At 38.6% G+C, this 18,565-nt stretch carries 18 protein-coding genes and 1 pseudogene; 6 read left to right on the top strand and 13 right to left on the bottom strand.

The window, feature by feature from the left end; all coding sequences use genetic code 11:
* Positions 1–129 precede the first annotated feature (129 nt).
* Together RQ359_RS11105 and RQ359_RS11100 are read right to left on the bottom strand one after the other, a co-directional pair.
* Positions 130–1,140, bottom strand: coding sequence for a (Fe-S)-binding protein (locus tag RQ359_RS11105; protein ID WP_457921270.1), 1,011 nt, complete (start codon positions 1,138–1,140; stop codon positions 130–132).
* Positions 1,137–2,528, bottom strand: a complete 1,392-nt coding sequence (locus RQ359_RS11100) for an FAD-binding oxidoreductase (RefSeq protein WP_156016453.1) — start codon at positions 2,526–2,528, stop codon at positions 1,137–1,139. Before RQ359_RS11100 ends, RQ359_RS11105 begins: the two co-directional genes overlap by 4 nt.
* Positions 2,529–2,569: 41 nt before the next feature.
* Between RQ359_RS11100 and RQ359_RS11095 the strand changes: the two genes are divergently transcribed.
* On the top strand, positions 2,570–3,457 hold the full coding sequence (locus RQ359_RS11095; RefSeq protein WP_054837641.1) for an FAD-binding oxidoreductase: 888 nt from the start codon (positions 2,570–2,572) through the stop codon (positions 3,455–3,457).
* Between the two features lie 174 nt (positions 3,458–3,631).
* On the opposite strand, the gene RQ359_RS11090 is transcribed toward RQ359_RS11095, so the two are convergent.
* The 6 genes from RQ359_RS11090 to RQ359_RS11065 form a co-directional block, all read right to left on the bottom strand.
* Positions 3,632–4,546 (bottom strand): 2-oxoacid:ferredoxin oxidoreductase subunit beta, encoded by a 915-nt coding sequence (locus RQ359_RS11090; protein WP_156016454.1) that lies wholly within the window; start codon positions 4,544–4,546, stop codon positions 3,632–3,634.
* The gene (locus RQ359_RS11085; protein WP_156016455.1) at positions 4,533–6,419 is read right to left on the bottom strand and encodes a 2-oxoacid:ferredoxin oxidoreductase subunit alpha; all 1,887 of its coding nucleotides are present in this window, start codon (positions 6,417–6,419) and stop codon (positions 4,533–4,535) included. The genes RQ359_RS11090 and RQ359_RS11085 overlap by 14 nt, the downstream gene beginning before the upstream one ends.
* A 96-nt stretch (positions 6,420–6,515) precedes the next feature.
* A complete protein-coding gene (locus tag RQ359_RS11080; protein ID WP_157042893.1) occupies positions 6,516–7,316 on the bottom strand; it encodes a hypothetical protein in 801 nt (266 codons plus the stop codon).
* A 111-nt stretch (positions 7,317–7,427) separates the two neighbouring features.
* Positions 7,428–7,760, bottom strand: coding sequence for a sulredoxin (gene sdx / locus RQ359_RS11075; RefSeq protein WP_054837639.1), 333 nt, complete (start codon positions 7,758–7,760; stop codon positions 7,428–7,430).
* A 34-nt stretch (positions 7,761–7,794) separates the two neighbouring features.
* Positions 7,795–8,511 carry a carbon-nitrogen hydrolase family protein gene (locus RQ359_RS11070; protein WP_054837638.1) on the bottom strand — a complete coding sequence of 239 codons (717 nt, stop codon included), beginning with the start codon at positions 8,509–8,511 and terminating at the stop codon, positions 7,795–7,797.
* Positions 8,508–9,650: a CBS domain-containing protein gene (locus tag RQ359_RS11065; RefSeq protein WP_156016456.1), complete on the bottom strand. Its 1,143-nt coding sequence runs from the start codon at positions 9,648–9,650 to the stop codon at positions 8,508–8,510. Before RQ359_RS11065 ends, RQ359_RS11070 begins: the two co-directional genes overlap by 4 nt.
* Positions 9,651–9,693: 43 nt before the next feature.
* Here RQ359_RS11065 and RQ359_RS11060 point away from each other — a divergent pair, with 43 nt between their 5' ends.
* On the top strand, positions 9,694–10,764 hold the full coding sequence (locus tag RQ359_RS11060) for an acetoin utilization protein AcuC (RefSeq protein WP_054837637.1): 1,071 nt from the start codon (positions 9,694–9,696) through the stop codon (positions 10,762–10,764).
* On the opposite strand, the pseudogene purT reads toward RQ359_RS11060, so the two are convergent.
* A pseudogene (gene purT, locus RQ359_RS11055) lies at positions 10,757–11,949 on the bottom strand (formate-dependent phosphoribosylglycinamide formyltransferase). The gene RQ359_RS11060 and the pseudogene purT overlap by 8 nt on opposite strands.
* A gap of 13 nt (positions 11,950–11,962) precedes the next feature.
* On the bottom strand, positions 11,963–12,559 hold the full coding sequence (locus RQ359_RS11050; RefSeq protein WP_156016457.1) for a hypothetical protein: 597 nt from the start codon (positions 12,557–12,559) through the stop codon (positions 11,963–11,965).
* A gap of 55 nt (positions 12,560–12,614) precedes the next feature.
* On the opposite strand from RQ359_RS11050, the gene RQ359_RS11045 reads away from it, so the two are divergent.
* Together RQ359_RS11045 and RQ359_RS11040 are read left to right on the top strand one after the other, a co-directional pair.
* Positions 12,615–13,268, top strand: coding sequence for a phosphatidate cytidylyltransferase (locus RQ359_RS11045; protein ID WP_156016458.1), 654 nt, complete (start codon positions 12,615–12,617; stop codon positions 13,266–13,268).
* Positions 13,269–13,356: 88 nt separating this feature from the next.
* A complete protein-coding gene (locus RQ359_RS11040) occupies positions 13,357–13,788 on the top strand; it encodes a hypothetical protein (protein ID WP_054837635.1) in 432 nt (143 codons plus the stop codon).
* Here RQ359_RS11040 and RQ359_RS11035 read toward each other — a convergent pair whose 3' ends face one another.
* A complete protein-coding gene (locus RQ359_RS11035; protein WP_457921214.1) occupies positions 13,789–14,796 on the bottom strand; it encodes an FAD-dependent oxidoreductase in 1,008 nt (335 codons plus the stop codon).
* Positions 14,797–14,843: 47 nt separating this feature from the next.
* Here RQ359_RS11035 and RQ359_RS11030 point away from each other — a divergent pair, with 47 nt between their 5' ends.
* Entirely contained in the window at positions 14,844–15,662 is an 819-nt protein-coding gene (locus RQ359_RS11030) for a hypothetical protein (protein ID WP_054837633.1), read from the top strand.
* On the opposite strand, the gene RQ359_RS11025 is transcribed toward RQ359_RS11030, so the two are convergent.
* Positions 15,598–16,119: a hypothetical protein gene (locus tag RQ359_RS11025; protein WP_054837632.1), complete on the bottom strand. Its 522-nt coding sequence runs from the start codon at positions 16,117–16,119 to the stop codon at positions 15,598–15,600. The two genes, RQ359_RS11030 and RQ359_RS11025, sit on opposite strands and share 65 nt — an antisense overlap.
* A 17-nt stretch (positions 16,120–16,136) precedes the next feature.
* Here RQ359_RS11025 and RQ359_RS11020 point away from each other — a divergent pair, with 17 nt between their 5' ends.
* The gene (locus tag RQ359_RS11020) at positions 16,137–16,703 is read left to right on the top strand and encodes a MogA/MoaB family molybdenum cofactor biosynthesis protein (RefSeq protein WP_156016459.1); all 567 of its coding nucleotides are present in this window, start codon (positions 16,137–16,139) and stop codon (positions 16,701–16,703) included.
* Here RQ359_RS11020 and RQ359_RS11015 read toward each other — a convergent pair.
* Positions 16,696–18,564 (bottom strand): 4Fe-4S dicluster domain-containing protein, encoded by a 1,869-nt coding sequence (locus RQ359_RS11015; RefSeq protein ID WP_457921213.1) that lies wholly within the window; start codon positions 18,562–18,564, stop codon positions 16,696–16,698. The genes RQ359_RS11020 and RQ359_RS11015 overlap by 8 nt on opposite strands.
* Position 18,565: the final 1 nt, after the last annotated feature.

The raw sequence follows: 18,565 nt of genomic DNA, 5'->3' as shown, positions 1-18,565 counted from the left end.
TCTAGACTCTTGAAAAATATCCTTTATTAAGAGTTGACCTTGATATTACGTAATGTGATAGCCTCAGTCTAGACTATTCAAATCTAGAAAGCATATTTCTCACTTTGCAAAAGGGCACTCATTCTAGAGTTAATGTAATAGATCTCCCAAGTGAACTACTCTAAGTCCACTTTTTCTTAAAGCTAAGGAACAAGATGGATTTGTGCTGATTACAACTTTTGCTTTACTAGCTCTGACCTTTCTATTCTTTTCTTCTATGACTGAGTCTGAAATCTCTTTATTAAATAAAAAGAATGCACCACCAGCCCCACACTCAAATGAAGGATCTTCCATTTCCATCTCGTTCTCTTTGTCCTTTATAGCATCTTCAAGGTAAATTGAAAGTCCATCTAAGTGAGCATGACAAGGATAATGCACAACGAATGGTTCACCTACATTTACCTTAGTTCCAGTCTTTATCAAGAACTCAGATAAGTCCATTACTTTAATTCCCTTCTCTCTCATATGGGCAGTGCAGTTAGAGGAAAGGCAAATAGCTTCCTTTTCCCTTAGGTCTTTAACAAGCTCATTTAGCGAAATGTCTCCTCCTTTTACCTCTCCTTCAGAATAGTGTGCTAAACCGCAACATCCGTTTATGATCTTAATTCTAAATCCACTCTTTTGAAGGAAGGAGACTACGTTTTTCACGGTATCTCGGAAATACGTCGACATTATGCATCCCGGTATAACGTAAAGGTTCGCGTTCTTCTCGTTAATTTCAAGAGGCAGATTCACTTGTTTTATGAATTCCCTTATCCTTAATGAGAACTCTCCATTTCCCTTCATAATTCCCTTAGTTGCCACGTAAAGTAACTTGGGTTTTTCTAATGTTTTTAACATTATTTTCTTAAAAACGTCTGGTTTTCTTGCAGATGTAATAATTCTACTGTATATTACTCCGCTTGGGCATGCTATTTCACATCTTCTACAATACATACAAGTGTCAATTCCATCACTCTTCAAGTTCAGCTTGACCTCCATTATTCTACCTCTAGGGGAATGAACCTCGGATCTAGTTATCACATACGTTGGACACGATTCCAGACAGAAACCGCAGTGCACGCACTTATTGATCTCTCCCTCAGCGTTACTCTCTATCATTCCCACTCCCACATCACCTTTAGTACTTGGTCTTCTCTAGGTAGCTTGTTTGGAAGAAACATCTTCCAAGGGTTGAACAAGTTCTCAGGATCGAAAGTTTCCTTTATTCGTTTCATTACATTAATTTCCTCTTTATTGTAATAATATTCTTCCATTTTAAGTTTTTCTATTCCTATTCCATGTTCGCCTGACGGAACGCCTCCCATTGAAATCGCTATCTTGGAAATCTCTTCACCAACCTTTAGAGCCTTAATAAGGGATTCCTTGTCTTGGGGGTTATACGGTATCAATGGATGTAGGTTCCCGTCTCCTGCATGAAATACGTTTGCAATAAATATGTTTCTTTCTTTCGAAATCTTCTGTATAGATTCTAGAGCGTCTGGAAGCATGCTCCTAGGTACGGTACAGTCTAGGGTTATATATGAAGGCGATATTGAACCCATTGAAGGGAATGCTCCCTTTCTTGCATTCCAGAACTGATTAATCTTACCTCTAGGGTCTACAATCTTTCCTGAAGAAGCCGCTATAGTATCCATTGTAACTTTAGCTTCCATCTCCACTTGTTTTTTCTCACCGTCAAATTCAATTAATAATAGTCCTTCGCTGTCGGGAAGTCCAGCCTTATATCTACTTTTTTCTATCGCAAAAATAATATTTCTGTCCATCATCTCTAATGCCGAGGGGACAACACCTCTTTTGAATATTTCTACTACGGCTTTCCCGGCATTCCTCAGGCTGTCAAAGGTCGCTACTAATGATACTCTTGACTCCGGCTTTGGAAATAATTTAAGCCTAGCCTTTAATATTCCGCCCAGAGTCCCTTCTGCACCTATAAATATTGAAACCGGGTTCATGGCGGTCTCGTGGAAGAGTAGATCTTCCACTTCTCCGTTAGGAAGGATCACCTTTAATCCCAACACGCTGTTGAAAGTAGGCCCATACTTTACAACGTGAATTCCTCCTGAGTCATGGGATATGTTTCCCCCTATAGAAGATACGGAGTAGCTTGCTGGATCTGGAGCATAGAAGAGGTAAGATGGTGCATTCTTAGAAACCATGATATTTGCTATTCCGGGGCCAACAATTACCTCATTTCCGTGATATTCTTCTATTTTATTAAGCCTAGACAGACTTACAACTATTTCTCCATCTACTGGAGTTGATCCTCCGCTGAGACTTGTTCCGGACCCCCTTATAATTATCTTTTTCTTATTTTTAATTAATGTTTTAATTACAGCCACGGCTTCATCTTCGTTACCTGGTAAAACAACAGCTGAGGGTTCCCCTCTGAACGCTGTAAATCCGTCCACGCCAAACAATGAAACCTCCTCTCCGCGAACAATCCATTTCTTGCCAACTATGCTCTCAAGTTCATCCGCCAGCGACATGTATGTACTTTTTAAACTAGATCAAACTATTTAAAAATACCTTGTCCAACATTCAGATTTTAGAACCATTTACTTACGAGGAAGTTTCTAGAGTTTTCACTGAAGCCTCTAAAGAGAAGAGAAAAATTTCCGTACGCGGTCTAGATAGTAACCGACTTAAGATGGATGCAGATGAGGTTTTATCACTAAGGAACATTAAGGGGATTTTGGAGTTTTCCGAGGCAGATCAATATGTGAAGGTGAGGGCTGGGACCTCTTTTGAGGAGTTACAATCGTTCTTATTTTCAAAAGGGTATATGATCCCTCACATGTATTGGGGGTCAGTAGGGGGTCTTTTTTCTCTTAATCTTCCTTCACCTTACTCTACTTGGTTTGGTTTACCAAAGGACATACTACTTGGTGCAACTATAAGTACTGGATTAGGGGAAATTATTAGATCTGGTGGAGTTACAACTAAGTTTTCCAGTGGCTATAAAATTTGGAAAGTATTATCTGGCTCTTTGGGTAAGCTAGGAGTTTATCTAGACGTGACAATTAAGGTAATCAAGAGGCCAGAATCGATAAAAGTAGTGAAGGTAGATCCTAAGGATTCCTTCAAGCTAGCCGTTTCAGGAAAGAGACCTTGGGGAGTCATCTGCGATAGTCTAAGCGAGGAAATTCAATGCTATGCGGTTTTCGGTGGATTTAAGGACGCTGTTAACGAAGTTACTAGGGATTATAGTGAATCCACTAAAGGAATGCCGTTTTTGAAATCTACTTTTATTTTGAACTCTAGACTAGGTGACGAGTTAACTCTACTCTCTAGAGTAAGGGGTCTAGCGTTTCTAGGAACGGGAACTATACTTGCAGATAGGGAAGTACCCTTACGTTTGACTAGGTCTTTCGAAATCCTCAAAAAGGCTCTTGATCCCGCGTCAGTCTTGGTATAGTTTACGAAATCACGAATTTGTATAATGTCTGTCTTATTTAATAGAAAATACTTAAGCCATATTTAAAATAATGAATAAAATTTAAATAGCTAAATATTTTATAATTATCATAAAGTATAAAAGAAAATATCTTAAAATATTTTCCAAAAAAAGAAAGTCACTAATGGAAGCTTACTATACTTCCTTTTCCTTTAAGATCTCCTCTATCAACGTAGTAGGTTTACCTTGGTCTTCAATTATTTGATGTGCTGGCATATTGTCAGCATAAGAGGGAGATCTTTCGGTTATTCTCTCCTCAAAAGTGCTCAGTAGTTCGTTTTTATAGAAAACGCCTATTGGTATTCTGTCTCCCCATTCAAGGGATTTCTCTAGAGCTATTGCAATCTTCTCGTCCTCTTCTTCTTTTTTTGTTACGTTAGGATTCCATCCTTTAACCTCTTCCAGCCTGTAAATCCTTTTATCATAATATTCTTTAGTAAACAAATCGTTGTAAGTAGGACATGGTTGTAACACGTCAATTAGGGCTAGCCCCTTATGGGATATAGCTTGCTTTATCAATTCCTTCAAATGTTTTACGTCATAGGCGTAACCCCTAGCAACGAAAGTGTAACCGCTAGCAATTGCTACAGCTAATGGATTTATGGACTCGTTTATGTTAGGCTTAGGTAGAGATTTAGTTTTCAATCCAAGTTTAAGGGTAGGAGAAGCTTGTCCTTTAGTTAATCCGTATACTCCATTGTCATGAATTATTAACGTCATGTCAATGTTTCTTCTACCGCTGTTCACGAAATGCCCAGCTCCTATCCCAAGCTGGTCTCCATCCCCAGCGTTTATTATAACCTTCAATTGTGGATTAGATAACTTAATTCCAGTTGCGAAAGCCATAGCTCTTCCGTGAAGGGTATGAACTCCAGATATAGGTAATCTCATAAAATGAGGCGTTTTTCCAGAACAACCTATTCCTGATACTATTACTACCTTTTTAGGGTCAAGCCCCAGCTCGGTTATAGCTTGCTGTTCAGCACTTAATATGCCGAAATTACCACAACCGGGGCACCAGTCCGACCACTCCACTTTATGCTCCTGCATTTAATATCACCTTTTTCTCACCTTTGAGAGAAAGTTTCAATGCATTAATTACTTCATCCATCATAATAGGTCTTCCGTTCCATTTTAGTATAAAAGAGTCAGCCGAAATTCCAGTGTTTAACTTTAGAACCTCATTTGACTGGGCTAAGTAATTGTTCTCTATATCAATTATCCTTTTACCTGAAAGCAACTTGCTCATAATCTTTTTTGGATAAGGACTGAACATTCTCACCTGAACAACGCCCAGTGAAATTCCTTCTTTCTTTAGTTCTTCTATCGCATCTAGTACTGTACCCTTTGGAGAACCCCACGTTAAAATTACGTTTTCAGAATCCATATCTCCGTATGTCTTGATCCTTTCCTCCTCAGGAATTTCAGCGTCCGCAGTCTCCAGCTTCCTCATTCTTTTTTCATACATTCTTATTCTGTTCTCCGACTCCTCTCTAATGTGACCTTCCTCGTCATGTTCATCACCGCTATACATCATTAATGCTTCTCCCAAAGGCACTCTAGGAGAAATTCCGTCCTTCGTAATCTCGAATCTTTTGTAACCCTCTGCTGGACAGCACACTAGTTTTCCTCTTTCAATTTTTAAAGAATTTAGATCTAATTCATCCTCATCAAATATGGAGTATGCATTTGCTAATCCTTTATCTACCAAATGAATTACAGGAGTCTGATACCTTTCTGCTAAGTTAAAAGCCCATACAGCATCTCTGAAGGCCTCCACGTGATCGCCTGACGCTATAACTATCCTAGGGAACTCGCCGTGTCCCACGTTTAGGGCAAACAGAAGGTCAGCTTGAGATGACCTTGTAGGCTGACCTGTACTCGGTCCTCCTCTGATGTAATACGTTATCACCACCGCTGCCTCGTTCATGCCTGCCCATCCTATTCCTTCAGCCATTAAAGAAAATCCTGGTCCAGAAGTTGCAGTAGCTGCCCTTACTCCCGTTAAAGAAGCTCCTATAGCCATATTTATCGCAGCAAGTTCGTCTTCACTTTGAACCACAACCACTGTTCCCTTCCTTTTGTCCCCGGTTTTAGGGTCCTTCATCATAACTTCTTGATGTGCCTCGAGGTATACGCTTTCGTCACTTGCAGGCGTAATTGGATAGTAGCTTTGAAACCTCACTCCTGCGTATATTTTCCCTAGAGCAACTGCCGTATTTCCATCGATTTGAACTCTTTTCTTTCCGTTTTTCAAGGAAGTCAAGTCGTATAATTTGTCTACTTTATCGTAAACTAGATCAATTGCAGCAGAGTTCATTGTGTAAAACGTCTCCTGTTTAAAAGTTTTCTTTATGGAATTTAACAGAAATGCTTTATCTACACCCAATACCTTCCCAGAAGCTCCTATTGCTATCGTGTTTTTAACTCTTTCAATAACTGAAAGAGGTAAGTGAAGTTTAGTGGATATTTCTTTCATTATTCCGTCGTAATCTATCTCTATAGTCTTGACTCCTCTCTCTGAAACGAACTTGACCACGTCCTCTACAGTCTCCCCCAAGCCTTTTTCCTTCAGTCTAGACTCTACTTTCTGGGCTACCTCAGGTTCCATGCTAACTACCGCAGATGCCTTGGTTGACTTCACTGAAGTGTTATATATCAAAACTCCCTTAGCTTCCTCAAAATGTTGGAATATCGTCTCCGCATCAAAAGTAGCCATTACATCTATCATCTGAGATACGCTGTTAACTCTCTTGTCGCTTATGGTTACGTTGAAGTAACTATGTCTACCTTTTATATTTGAATAATACTCTCTGTTGCCGTATACGTAATATCCCATAGATGCCATTGCGTCTCCGAAAATTTGTGCCGAAGTATCAACGCCAGTCCCCTGGGCTCCTCCTATTAACCAGCTAGTTCTCATATGTAAAATATTGGTATTGTGAGAAAATAAATCAGCATGGTTTCGTTGTAGGCTATTTTAAATTAAGTAACAAAGTTTTCATACTGTAGATACAGGCTAAGGTAACTTAGATATAAGAGCTTTAATTATTATTTCTTTTTGTAAATTCTTCTTAGTTTTGTGATCATAATATATTTTTGCTTTCTCCTCTAAATCTACAGTGTTACCTATGTTTACGTCGTCTCTAGTGGCTTTTCCTTTCTCGATTTTAAATGAGATCTCGTCTTCCATAATTATTTCAACTACATTATCGTCGTAAACGTTCATATTAATCATAGGAAATATTAATAGTGTTTCTACAGAAGTCCATAACGAACCTTCTATCGCCCCCTTTGAGGAGAGGATCTTTGTCACTAAATTTGGCTCTATGAAAATGCTTCTTTTACGCTCGAAGTTAGTTATCTTTTCATCTTTGAAGGTGACAACTACGTCGTCCTCTTCTTTGCTGTTAATTCTCTGTTCCAACGTTGAGTAGCTCTCATAAGGTAGAAAAGATAACCTTACGGTTCCATTTAATATCACTCCATGTGCAGGTATCTGATCCTCTCCTATCATTCTAACCACGGTTTTACTAGAGAAAGGAACTACGTAGTATGGAAAATTAGTTAGACTACTCTTCTTTTCACCCTTACCTTCCTTTTCCAGTACCTTCCTAACGAAAAGATCTTTGGTATACTTGTATTCGTTGAAAATATCAGAGTATCTATATTCCATGTCCTTAACTATATTATTCAATATATTATCATCTAACTGTGGCATAATTACGGGTTCTAGGTCCATTTCCTTACTTACCTTTTCAGCCAACATCACTGCGTTCTTCAATTGCGGATAATTTGATAAGATGGAAAGTGACCTCATCTTTCTAATCATCTATTGGACTTTTAAATAGTTAATTCATATGAAATTACTCAATCGGAAAAATTAGAAAAAACATAAATTTAATAATTAAACTATCAAAAGTAAAAAATATTACTCGACGTCTACCTCTATCCAGCCATTGTTTTCTCTCACAGGGATAAGTTTAAGTCCCAATTTCTCTTTGGGTGCATCGGGAGCCACGTAAGGAGGTTCGAGCATCTTTCCAGTATTTAGATCAAAGACCGCATGATGACAAGGGCACTTAACCGTTAATGCGTTCTTATCTAATTCTCCAAGTATACATCTGGCATGAGAGCATACTGCATCCATTCCAATTAATTTACCGTCTACATTTGCAACAAAAACTACGGAGTTCTCAACCTTTATTGAGGCATGACCAGCTTTCTCTAAAGCCTTGGCCATTATGGTTCTTTTCCATACCATGATATGAAATAGATAGTTCGGTATAAAAGTGTTTTTATCTTAATTCTTTTACCTTAGGATCTATGTATTCTTCAAGTCTCTGTGATCTAATTTGCATATATCTAAGTGTATCTACTTCTATTACCTTCCATTCCTCATTCTCCTTCATATCCGCCAATATCATTGGTCTTACAATTCCATTATCGTTCTCGGGTGCTATAGCTATGCTCATTCCTGGGTAATTAGGTGGATTGAATGCATTGGCATTGATTACGGCAACTCTGTTCTCTAAAGCTCTAATCATGAGATAAGCTCTCCAGATGTCGATTCCCTCTTTCCTAATTTTAGAAGGTACTAAGAGCATTTCCATGCCCCTTCGGAAAAGCTCCCTAATTGACTCTGGAAAATCTACGTCGTAACATATGGCTATTCCTATTTTTACGCCATTATAGTTTGTTATCACTAACTCCTCTCCAGGGAAAAGCCTCCCTTTTTCATCTCCGAATAGATGTACCTTCTTTGCTATACCCTTGACGTTGCCGTTTCTGTCAACTATGGGAGAGATTACTGAGACGCCATCCTCGAATGCCCCTGGAATTATCATTGCGGTGTACTTCATTGCTAACTTCTGAAATTCTGGGAGAGGTACGTCATCGAAAGAGGGAACCCACTTTTCAGGCAATAACACGACTTCAGCTCCTTCCTTCAGAGTTTCCTCTGTCATTTTAATGGCATTTTCCTTTGAACGTGGTTGAACTATTCCAACCTTCAAGCCTTTTCTGCCTTGTCTTTCTTATTATTTTTGTCCTCTAATTTCTTTAAGTTCCTTATAATTCTAGACTCGATTTTCTCTACTGCTCTCTTTGCAGCAACTACTGGATCTCTATCTGAATCCTTAGCAATGAACTCTCCTTCTTTGGTTACAGCCCTAACTGTAGCCATGTATACAGAACTCTCCCCTTTCTTAGCTCCCTTCTCTTCTTTGAACGAGATTCTGAAAGTTATAATGTCAGAGATCTTCTCCAGCTTAGCCAAGTATCTTTCAACTATAGAATCTATCTCACTTTTCAGCTCTGAGTTCTTCCTTATTACCATAGGGATTTTTGCATCTATTGGGATGCTAAGTTGCATTGACTCAGCAACGGAATTTATTACATCAATTCCGCTCATTACCCCTACTACTTCTTCTCCTTCTATCAGAGGCAATCCAGAAACATTATGTTTGAGCATTTTCTCTAAAGCGTTCTTAAGAGATTCGTTAGCCTTAGCGGTTACTACGGGATATCTCATTATTTCTTTTATACACATAGCCATTATCCTTTCCTCCTCGGTCATGATACTTGATTTCTTTTTATCTACTACTGAATAAAGAGAATTGACCACATCTCTGACAGTGACTATACCTACAAGTTTGCTTCCATCTAAAACTGGTAATCTAGAAATTTTATCTCTTAGCATTATCCATCTAACCTTAGCTATGCTTTCGTTAGGTGAAACTACCTTGGGCGGAGACGACATGTACTTTCTGGTCTTCTCATTTTCAGGAATCTTCTTTTGATCTAGTAAGTACTTCAATATTGATTCTCTAGTTATCATTCCTTTCAAACTTCCTCGATTATCTATTACTGGGATTACCCTTGCTTTGGTGGTATAGAATCTTCCTATTATTTTAGTAAAATCACTATTCTCATCTAAAGAAATAGTAGGTGACATCACGGATGAAACCTTAGAGTCTAGACTTACTCGTCTAGACAATAAATCCTTATAGGAAAGTAGACCAACTAAGACTTTCCCCTTTAATACGGGGACGGTCCACACGTTATTTTCTTTCATTTTTGGAATAACTTCAGAGAGACGGTCATTAGGTGAGACAATTAATTTCACTTCCGAGATTAGCTCTTTTGCAGACATTTGAAACACGATAAAGTATTTTTAAACCACAATTAAAAGACTAATGAGACCTTCGTTGTTACACAAAACTGTTTTTGTATGGAGTGACCTTTATTACAATTATTCTTTTCCAGATGATCACCCGTTTAAGTCAATAAGGGAAAGTTTAACCAAGAAATTTCTCGACCAGTTAGGTCTGTTTCATGAGATAAAACAAGTGGAACCTGACCCTATAGATGAGGAAGTGCTTTTACAAGTTCACAGTAAGGATTACATTAACGTGGTAAAGAGAATGAGCGAGAGAGGACACGGTATGTTAGACGATGGAGATACACCTGCATTTAGAGGAATATATGAGGCTTCTCTAGCTAGAGTAGCGGGAAACCTAAAGGCTTTAAAGGAAATTGAGTCAGGCAACTTTGTTCATGCTATTAACATAGGAGGAGGACTTCATCACGCCAAGAGAAGCTCTGCTGGAGGTTTCTGCGTTTTTAATGACATTGCAATAGTGGCGAAAGAAGCCGAAAAGAAATACAATAGAATAGTTATACTTGACATAGATGGGCATCATTTCGATGGGACGCAGTCTCTTCTTTACGACGATGATAAATCGCTTAAGATCTCCATGCATATGTATCATGCTAATTTCTTCCCAGGGTCTGGAAGTGTCAATGAAGTGGGAGAGGGTAAGGGCAAAGGATTTACAATCAATGTTCCTCTTCCGCCTGGCACTGGTGATGACGCCTATATTATGGCATTCGACGAGATAGTTTACCCTGCTATCCTCAGATATAAACCAGATCTAATCGTTTTAGAGGTAGGTGGGGACTCGCATTTTGGAGATCCGTTAGTAGAGTTGAAGTTAAGTACAAACGGCTATCTGCATGTGGTGAGAAAAGTTCACGAGTTAGCTCATCAATTATCTGATGGAAGGTTAATAATGACAGGGGGAGGAGGATATAATTATGATGCTACAGCTAGAGTTTGGACGCTGTCAATAGCTGAAATAGCTGGAATAAAGGAGATGGAGCTTGAAACATTACATGATTGTTGTGGTACAGCATCAACTCCCTTTGTAATGGAAAAGGTGAAGAAGGTTATAGAACAATTAAAAGAAATTCACAACATTAGTTAACAACGATCAGAGCCGACGCCTTTCTTACCTTTTCTAGAGCTTCCCCTACAGTTTCCGCAGTGCTTATGATGACGCCCATTCTTCTCTTAGGATACGTTGAAGGCTTTCCGAATAACCTTACTTGAACATTAGGAATTTCGAGGGGCCTTATCTACGTTTTGGAATCTAGGAGCCCACTTTGAGTTTTCAGCCAAGATAACGTGGGACGCCGCCGGGGAAACTAACTTGATGTTTGGAGTGTGAAGTCCTAGGGCGCTCCTAACGTGAGTCTGAAATTCACTGATGTCAGAGCTAGCCAACGTTACAAGTCCAGTATCATGAGGTCTAGGTGATACCTCGCTGAAGAGTACTCTGTCCCCACTAATTATTATTTCAACTCCGTATATTCCTAGACCACCAAATCCCTCTACTACCTTTTTTCCTATCTCCTTGGCTCTCTCTAGTACCTCCTGTTTTACAGTTGAAGGTTGCCATGACTCGACGTAATAATACGAGGGGCCTTCTATGTTCTATTGGCTCATATTGACCTATGAATGCCTTGCCTTCACTTGTTAATGATCTATAAGTTAGGACTGTCAGCTCTGTGTCAATTTTTACGTATTCTTCTACAATTACTTTCTTACTCTTTCCCCTGGCATGTGATATTGATTCTAAGTAACCTTTCTTTACGTCTTCTAGGCTCTTTATTAAGACATGGCCATGACCGCTGGAACTCATTTCAGGTTTTATAAGGCATGGAAATCCTACGTCTTTGCAGGCTGAGAGGACCTCGTTTTCGTCCTCAGCGAAATGAAACCTAGTAGTTGGAAGACCTAGCTTGTTTGCAGCGAAATCTCTCAATCCAAGTCTATTCATGCAAGTCTTCACAGCGTTAGCGTTAGGTGCCACTCTAAAGCCATCGTCTTCAAGTTCCACTAATGAGTCTGTATTTATAGCCTCTATTTCGGCAATGATTGCATCGGGGTTTTCCCTTCTTACGATAGCTTTTATAGCATTACCATCTAACATGTCAACTACGTATTTTCTATGGGCTACATGCATAGCTGGAGCTAGATCATATCTATCTACCACTACTGTTTCAACTCCCAATCTCTGTGCCTCAATTACCATTTCCTTTCCTAATTCTCCTCCTCCTAACCAGAGAAGCTTCTTGGATCCTTCTAACAAGGGTGAACCTATATTCACTTGTGCTCATTATTCATCTAGATAATAAGCTTTCTATATATGAAAGGAGTCTTTTCCCATCACTTACTATCCATTGTAGGCAAATCCATCCAGCTGGAGGAGAACATTGTGCGTAGAAAGCTATCGCAACTATGCCTTTTTTTAAAAATCTAGAGTATTCCCTTATTTGCTCTATGTTTACTTCTCCTACCTTAGCCTCTACAGCAATCTTGCCCTCAACTATGAAGTCTGGTCTGTTATGAGATGTCCTTCCTATGAATTTCGCCAAAGAAGGAAAAACTTCTCTTTGTCTAATTACACTAAATTTTGAAGAAATCAACTTGAAAACGTATTCCTCGTATAGCATTCCTTCAAGCCTATTTATCTCAAACTCCCTTTCTTTCTTGTTTGGTAAACAGAGCAAGGAGTTGAGGTCAATTTCTATTCCGGCTTTCTTTGACATTAACTCTACCCTATTAGTTCTAGAGTCTTCCTTAAACTTGAAATCCCTAACGTCGTCTCCGTTTTCGTCTATCACTTTCACTATCCCTCTCCCACATAGTACGGTGAATCTTCCCCCTTCACTAGGTTTTACAAATCCGTCTACGATTTCAGCCTTGTATGTTATCAACGTTATACATGAAAAATCAGAGACTTTAAAGGTTAGATAGGAAATGGTCGGTTTAATGTTAGGAAACTTACTGACATTCGCCGATATTGGATGGGGAGTTAGTCTTGCTCTATGGGTTGTATTTGTGACCATTGTTATTTCAAAATATGTCGCAAAGAGGACCACAATTTACGTGGCTAGGAAAGCTATACATATGCTGGGAGGCGGATTTGTAGCTATTATATCCCCTTTTGTATTCTCTTCTCCTCTTATGCCTATAATAGATTCGTATTTGTTAATGGGAGTGCTACTTTACGTGAAGTTAAGGAAAAAGGAATTTAACTGGTTTCAAGAGCATGGAAATTACGGTGAAGTTTTCTTCACATTCTCCTTCGGAACCTTGCTTCTTATAATGTGGGTTATTGAACCAATGTATTGGTTCTCTAAGGATGTATTCATAGCAATCTTGCCCTTGATTTTCATGTCTTTCGGGGATGGAATAACTGGGATAATAAGGAATTACATTTACAAGAGGAGAGTCAAAGGATTCTGGGGTTCTATAGGGATGTTGATATTTTGTACCATTGCCGGTTATCTTGTATTCTCCATCCCTGGGCTAATAGCAGGAATAGTTGCAACTGCAGTTGAAGTCTTTCCTTTGATAGACGATAATCTAACTATTCCTTTCTCCTCCTTCTTAGTACTTTACCTTCTGATAAAGGTAGTCTGATCAGACAGGGAAACGATCCTCACCAGTCGGTAAACCATCACGTCATCACGTCATAACTGTTTTAACTGTATTACATTATTCTAGGTCAATGCAGTGGTTAATAGATTCTCTTGAAATGAGCTGGGATGATTATTCTTCGATTTTTGAAGATTACAGGAATGCGGCAGTTTACGTAGATCGGATAACAAGAAGAGTCCAAGTGGTTAAAGTAAGTGATATAGACGATTTCTATTCAAACTTCTCCGTTTTGCTTCAGGGAGGCTACTTAAACAAATATGAGCCAGTTTACATCAAGATGGCAAAATATGTGGTTTTTCCCACAAGGAGGGAAAAGATTGCGCTGATGATGGTTCAAAAACATAACTGGAGAAGAGTTAGTTACTATATTGAATGGAAACACGTTGCGTCATGGGTGGTGAAGATCTGCGAGTCATGCGAAAAGGAACAAAAAGCCCATATGCAAGTTCTGGAATCAGGACTTTCTGATGAAGAGACGGTAAGGATACACATCTCGCTGTAATTAAAGTTCATGTGGTTCCTTGCCTAAAGAGAAGTCCCTTATCCCTCTAAATCTATCAATTAAGTATTCTTTTACTTCCTCTCCTTTTTCTATGAATTGGGCGGTAAGTAGCGCTAGACCAGGTCCTACTTCCGCTCCATATCCGTTGAGTCCTGCCACTATGTACAAGTTATCCTTTATCCTTCCGTATACAGGTTTCATGTCAGGAGTTCCCTCGCACATGTTTCCGGAAATGTATATCATTCTAGCCGTAAATCTGGTCCTTATTCTAGAGATGACAAGCTCCATGTCCTTGATTTCTGGTCGCCTCAAAATCCCGTCTTCAGGAGGCTCCATCTCTATTATGTCTCCGTCTCCCGCTATGAATAATGGAGACCCTATTCCTAACAAGGGCCTAGAATAGAATCCCAATATATAATCATACACTATGAATTTATCCAACTGCCTAGGTCCTTTCATGACTGTGGCCCAGCAATAATAAGGTTTCAGAGGAATCTTCTCTCCTATTACGATATTTGAGTTCCAGCTTCCCGCTGAAAGTATGAATGTGTCAAACTCTCTAGTTAATTCTCTTCCATTTGCAAAAACCCTAGCTATATTCTCTTTGAGTTCAATTTTTACTTTATTCTGTTCTTTTGGTATATCAGTAAGTTGCTTAATGTTAACTAAAGAATCTCCTCCTTGAGCTTCTATCGCCTTTTCTCCTATCCAATTTACTTCAGTTTCCTTTATTGAAACACCGTAGTTTTCCCACAGGGAGAGAATTGAGCTATCAACTTTACCTAAAGTGTAAGACTTGAAAGGATACCTCTCAATTTTGTATTTATCATATATTTCTCTTGACTTGAAAGCTAACTGTACATCCATTCCTTTCAATAACATAGAGTGAATTAATGTGGGAAACTGTGTTTTCACTTTAGGGTCTAAGACCTTCACTTGGTGCTTCTCTGAGAGTATTCTAAACAAGGAGCTACCTACTATTCCTCCTCCTACTATACCTATCTTCAACTTGATGACGTTATGCTTTTAATAATCTTAACATAAAAGTGCTTTCCGTGGTTAAGCAAAGAGTTTTCGAAGGGTTTTTATTAAAATTCGGAGGGGGAATATGGGTTGTAAAGGGGTGCGACCATCCAGAAGGGTATGCCGTTGCAATACCTAGGCTTATTGGCGGTGTCAAGTTAAAACGAGTTAAGGAAGCTATTGAAGTCGTAAGGAAGAGATTCCCTAATGTGTTGAAATATTATGATAAAGTAGGCTTTCAAGTCCCTTTAGTTCCCTTAGACGAAAGTGAGATTATAAATCCGTTTAAGATTGAACCTAGGGATAACGTTTCTGCTAAATTTTCTTCCTTTTTCCAAAACAACGTGGGAATAACGGGTAGCATGGCATATTCTAACTCTTGGAGGGATATGGACTTTCTTTCTACAGATCTAAAGCATTTGCAAACATTAAGACGATTACGGGAGGAGGGAATAACTAAGCCACTCTCATCATATTATCAAGAGGAAGTGGAGACTCTCGATAGTAAATCCTTCTTTACGCTAAAGAGGAGGAGGGTCTCCGAGGGCACCTTCATGAACGTTGATTATACCTTTAAGATAGTCGAATGCATTAACTTCAGTCCAGTAATAGGGAGCTCCAAATTCGAGGGGAAAGTGAATATAATTGAATCAATAAAATCGGTCTCTCTTCCAGTTATCTATAAAGGAATCGACGAACATGGGATCGAAATTTTCCTTACGTCATTTAGAACTAGATTCACTGAGATGGATTCCCGTACATCCCTTTACGTTAACGGTTACCTATTTAGAAGGGAGGGAAACTTCCTTGACTTGGATCTTGATGTTGCTGAAACTGTAACTCTTCTATGAAACTGTAAACCTTTCTGGCCATGAATCCAGAGGTTAGTCCGTTAAGGACTATGTTAGCTATTCCTAGCCCTACTAGGCTGTCTATAGGGTTTCTCTTTACTTTGTTGAAAGCCCTATTTAAATAGTAAGAAATTATTATTTGATTAATGAAAGGAATTTGTATAACCATTCCGAAGAAGAGTAATGAAATTACTGTCACGATACTAGTGTTTTTCTCTTGAACTAGATCAATTTTATTTATTATATCATAAGTAAAGTATAAAATTCCTACCTGAGTGATGAAGTATATCATTAGTGTAATTGAAGCCAAATCTATCAATAGGTAATTTGTAATCATTATTCTTGCTCCTCCATTTAGATATATTCTAATTGATTCAGCATAAAGCATGATTGAAACCGGCAGTGAAACAGCATGAATTATGCCTAACAATGGGGAAAAAGTCTTTAAGTTAACCATAGCATCAATATTAAAACTTGGCGGAAATATCTTTATCCGTGATATCGCATTCTCATAAGGAACACCGGGAGCATGCACCGAAGGAGGTCAGTTTCTTTGTAATCACCGTTAGCTCGTCAAGGTATTCTAAAATGCAGAGGAAGGAGCCAGTTATAGACGAGTCAGGAGACGTAGCTAAGGACTTGATTATAAAGTCAGGCAATAAGATAATTGGGTATTCATTAGTTCCTGATAATAAATTACTGATTCTAAAGGCTGTAGTGGATGCTATTTTAAATGATAAAGTAGATGTTGTGGTAACAAGCGGAGGCACGGGTTTCACTCCATCAGATATAACTGTTGAGACATTAAGGGGAATTTTCGATAGGGAAGTGGAAGGTTTCGGGCAAGTATTCCGTAATTTAAGTTTGGAGCAGCCTGAGGTAAAGAGTGCATCTTACTTGTCTAAAGCAACTGCAGGTATTATCAATGGTAAGGTAATATACGTTTTGCCTGGCTCTCCTGACGCTGTTAAGTTAGCTATGGAGCAATTAATAATACCTGAAGTAGGTCATTTACTATATTTAATAAGGTCTACTACTTAACAATTGCATTTTTTATTTCTTCTATAACTTTGTAATTTTCTGGGTTGCGTTGCAATATAGGGGAATATATATATATTAACTTCAATAAACTCTGCGGAACATTCTTGAAACTTGATTTTATGATCTTTTCCTTAAAGTCTTTCACTAACCCTTCATCTAGACCATCAAACCAAGTTAAGTCGTCAAGTATTTCTCTAGTGTTTTCACTAGATTTTGTTATATTTTCTTGTATTTGCTTAATAATGCTGTTAAGATCAGGTAACTGAGGCAATGCTAGATCTAAAATTGAGGGAATTCCAAGGGAAATTGAAGTTAAAGGGCATAACGTTAGATCGGCTTTCAGCTTATCGGTTGTTCCTTCTCCGTTAACCTTGTCGAGAAAAACTTTACTACATTTTCCGATTTCATGCTCCATGGAAGGATGATTCTTTAATAAACAAGGTATATGGACAGATTTCCCCTTGGTTAACTCTGGGAATTCCTTGAGAAGCATATTTCCTAGAAATTCTATTTGTATGACTCTTCTCGCTTTCAGTATATGTAGATAATAATGGTCTTCAGGGGTCAATGTAATCAGGTCGGTCACTCCGGCTAATTCATTGTTAAGAAAATCCAGATCTGGATCTCCCTTGATTAGAGAGTTGACATTGACGTTAAGATACATCAGCCCTACGTCGAGTCCTTTATCTGATAAAAAAGATAATGCACGTAATGCATACTGATATAAATCTATAGAAATTGGAGTAATTACAATATTAATGTTCTTTCTTAGTTCATTTATCTCAAGTTTAGTGTTTGTCTGTTTATACATTGGAACTATGAACTTTCTTAAGTCGTCTACTATGTCCAACTTTACTGGGCACTGACTCATACAGTTGCCGCATAAATGGCAATTTGCTACCTTACTTCCCATGCCTTCACTCTGCATTACGTAAAAACCTAAGGGCGTAAAAGCTATGTTATTTCCTCTCTGTTCTCCGTGCGGGCATACGCTTACACATGCACCACATAGTACGCAACCGTTGAACAAGGAATCCTCTATTGAATACTTGACGCCGGGTAAGCCTACTATCTTGTTCATACTAGATATAGAGAATGCTACCTTATCCCTTCTGACTCTCACTACTGCAAATTCAGCTACTTCTAATGCAGACTCAAGTAACGAAATACTCTCAAAAGGAAGTTCTCCTTCATAATATAGCCTAGAGTAAATCTTGTCATAGAACGGAACTGACGTTTCACTTCCCTCCATGAAAGGTTTAACTAAAATTTCTCTAGCCTCAGGATATGAAGCAAGAATTCTAACACCTTCCTTGTCTTTTACTAGAGACACATCCCTAAACACAGGGAGTCTGTTACTGTACCAACTCTTGATCCTTGAAATTAGAGACGAAATGTTACCTTTCCATTCTTTCCAGATTAAATTCTTGTTTTCCTTTTTAATTATCACTTTTACAGGAATACCGCCTGTATACTTTCCATGATAGACGGATCCATTAATGGCTTCCACTTCTACCTTATTGGAAAAGCTAGAGAACTCGTTCATTCCAAATATAGGATCGTCAAAGAAAAGTGTACCACCTACGGTGAAGTCTAAGTTACCGTAGACCTCAACATTGTAATCTTTTAATACTTCCTTCCATGTAGTTCCAGCCTTCACCTCGATCTTATCTCCTAAATCTCTAATACCAGAATAACCGTTCATGTTTATTACTATATCACCTTCTGTTCCTCTAAACATTTCAAATCTGGGAACCGAATTAACAGGTATTTGCAAGTCTTCGCTGAAGTTTATAACGCTTGATGGAGGTCTACCCTTTTTAGACGGAGAAATCGTGGAAAACACGAACTCTTCGTACACA

Origin of the sequence: Sulfuracidifex metallicus DSM 6482 = JCM 9184, from assembly GCA_032834875.1 — an archaeon.
Classification (GTDB): Archaea; Thermoproteota; Thermoprotei_A; order Sulfolobales; family Sulfolobaceae; genus Sulfuracidifex; species Sulfuracidifex metallicus.
The sequence above is the reverse complement of the archived record's forward strand: the minus strand, read 5'-3'. Positions and strand labels throughout refer to the sequence as shown.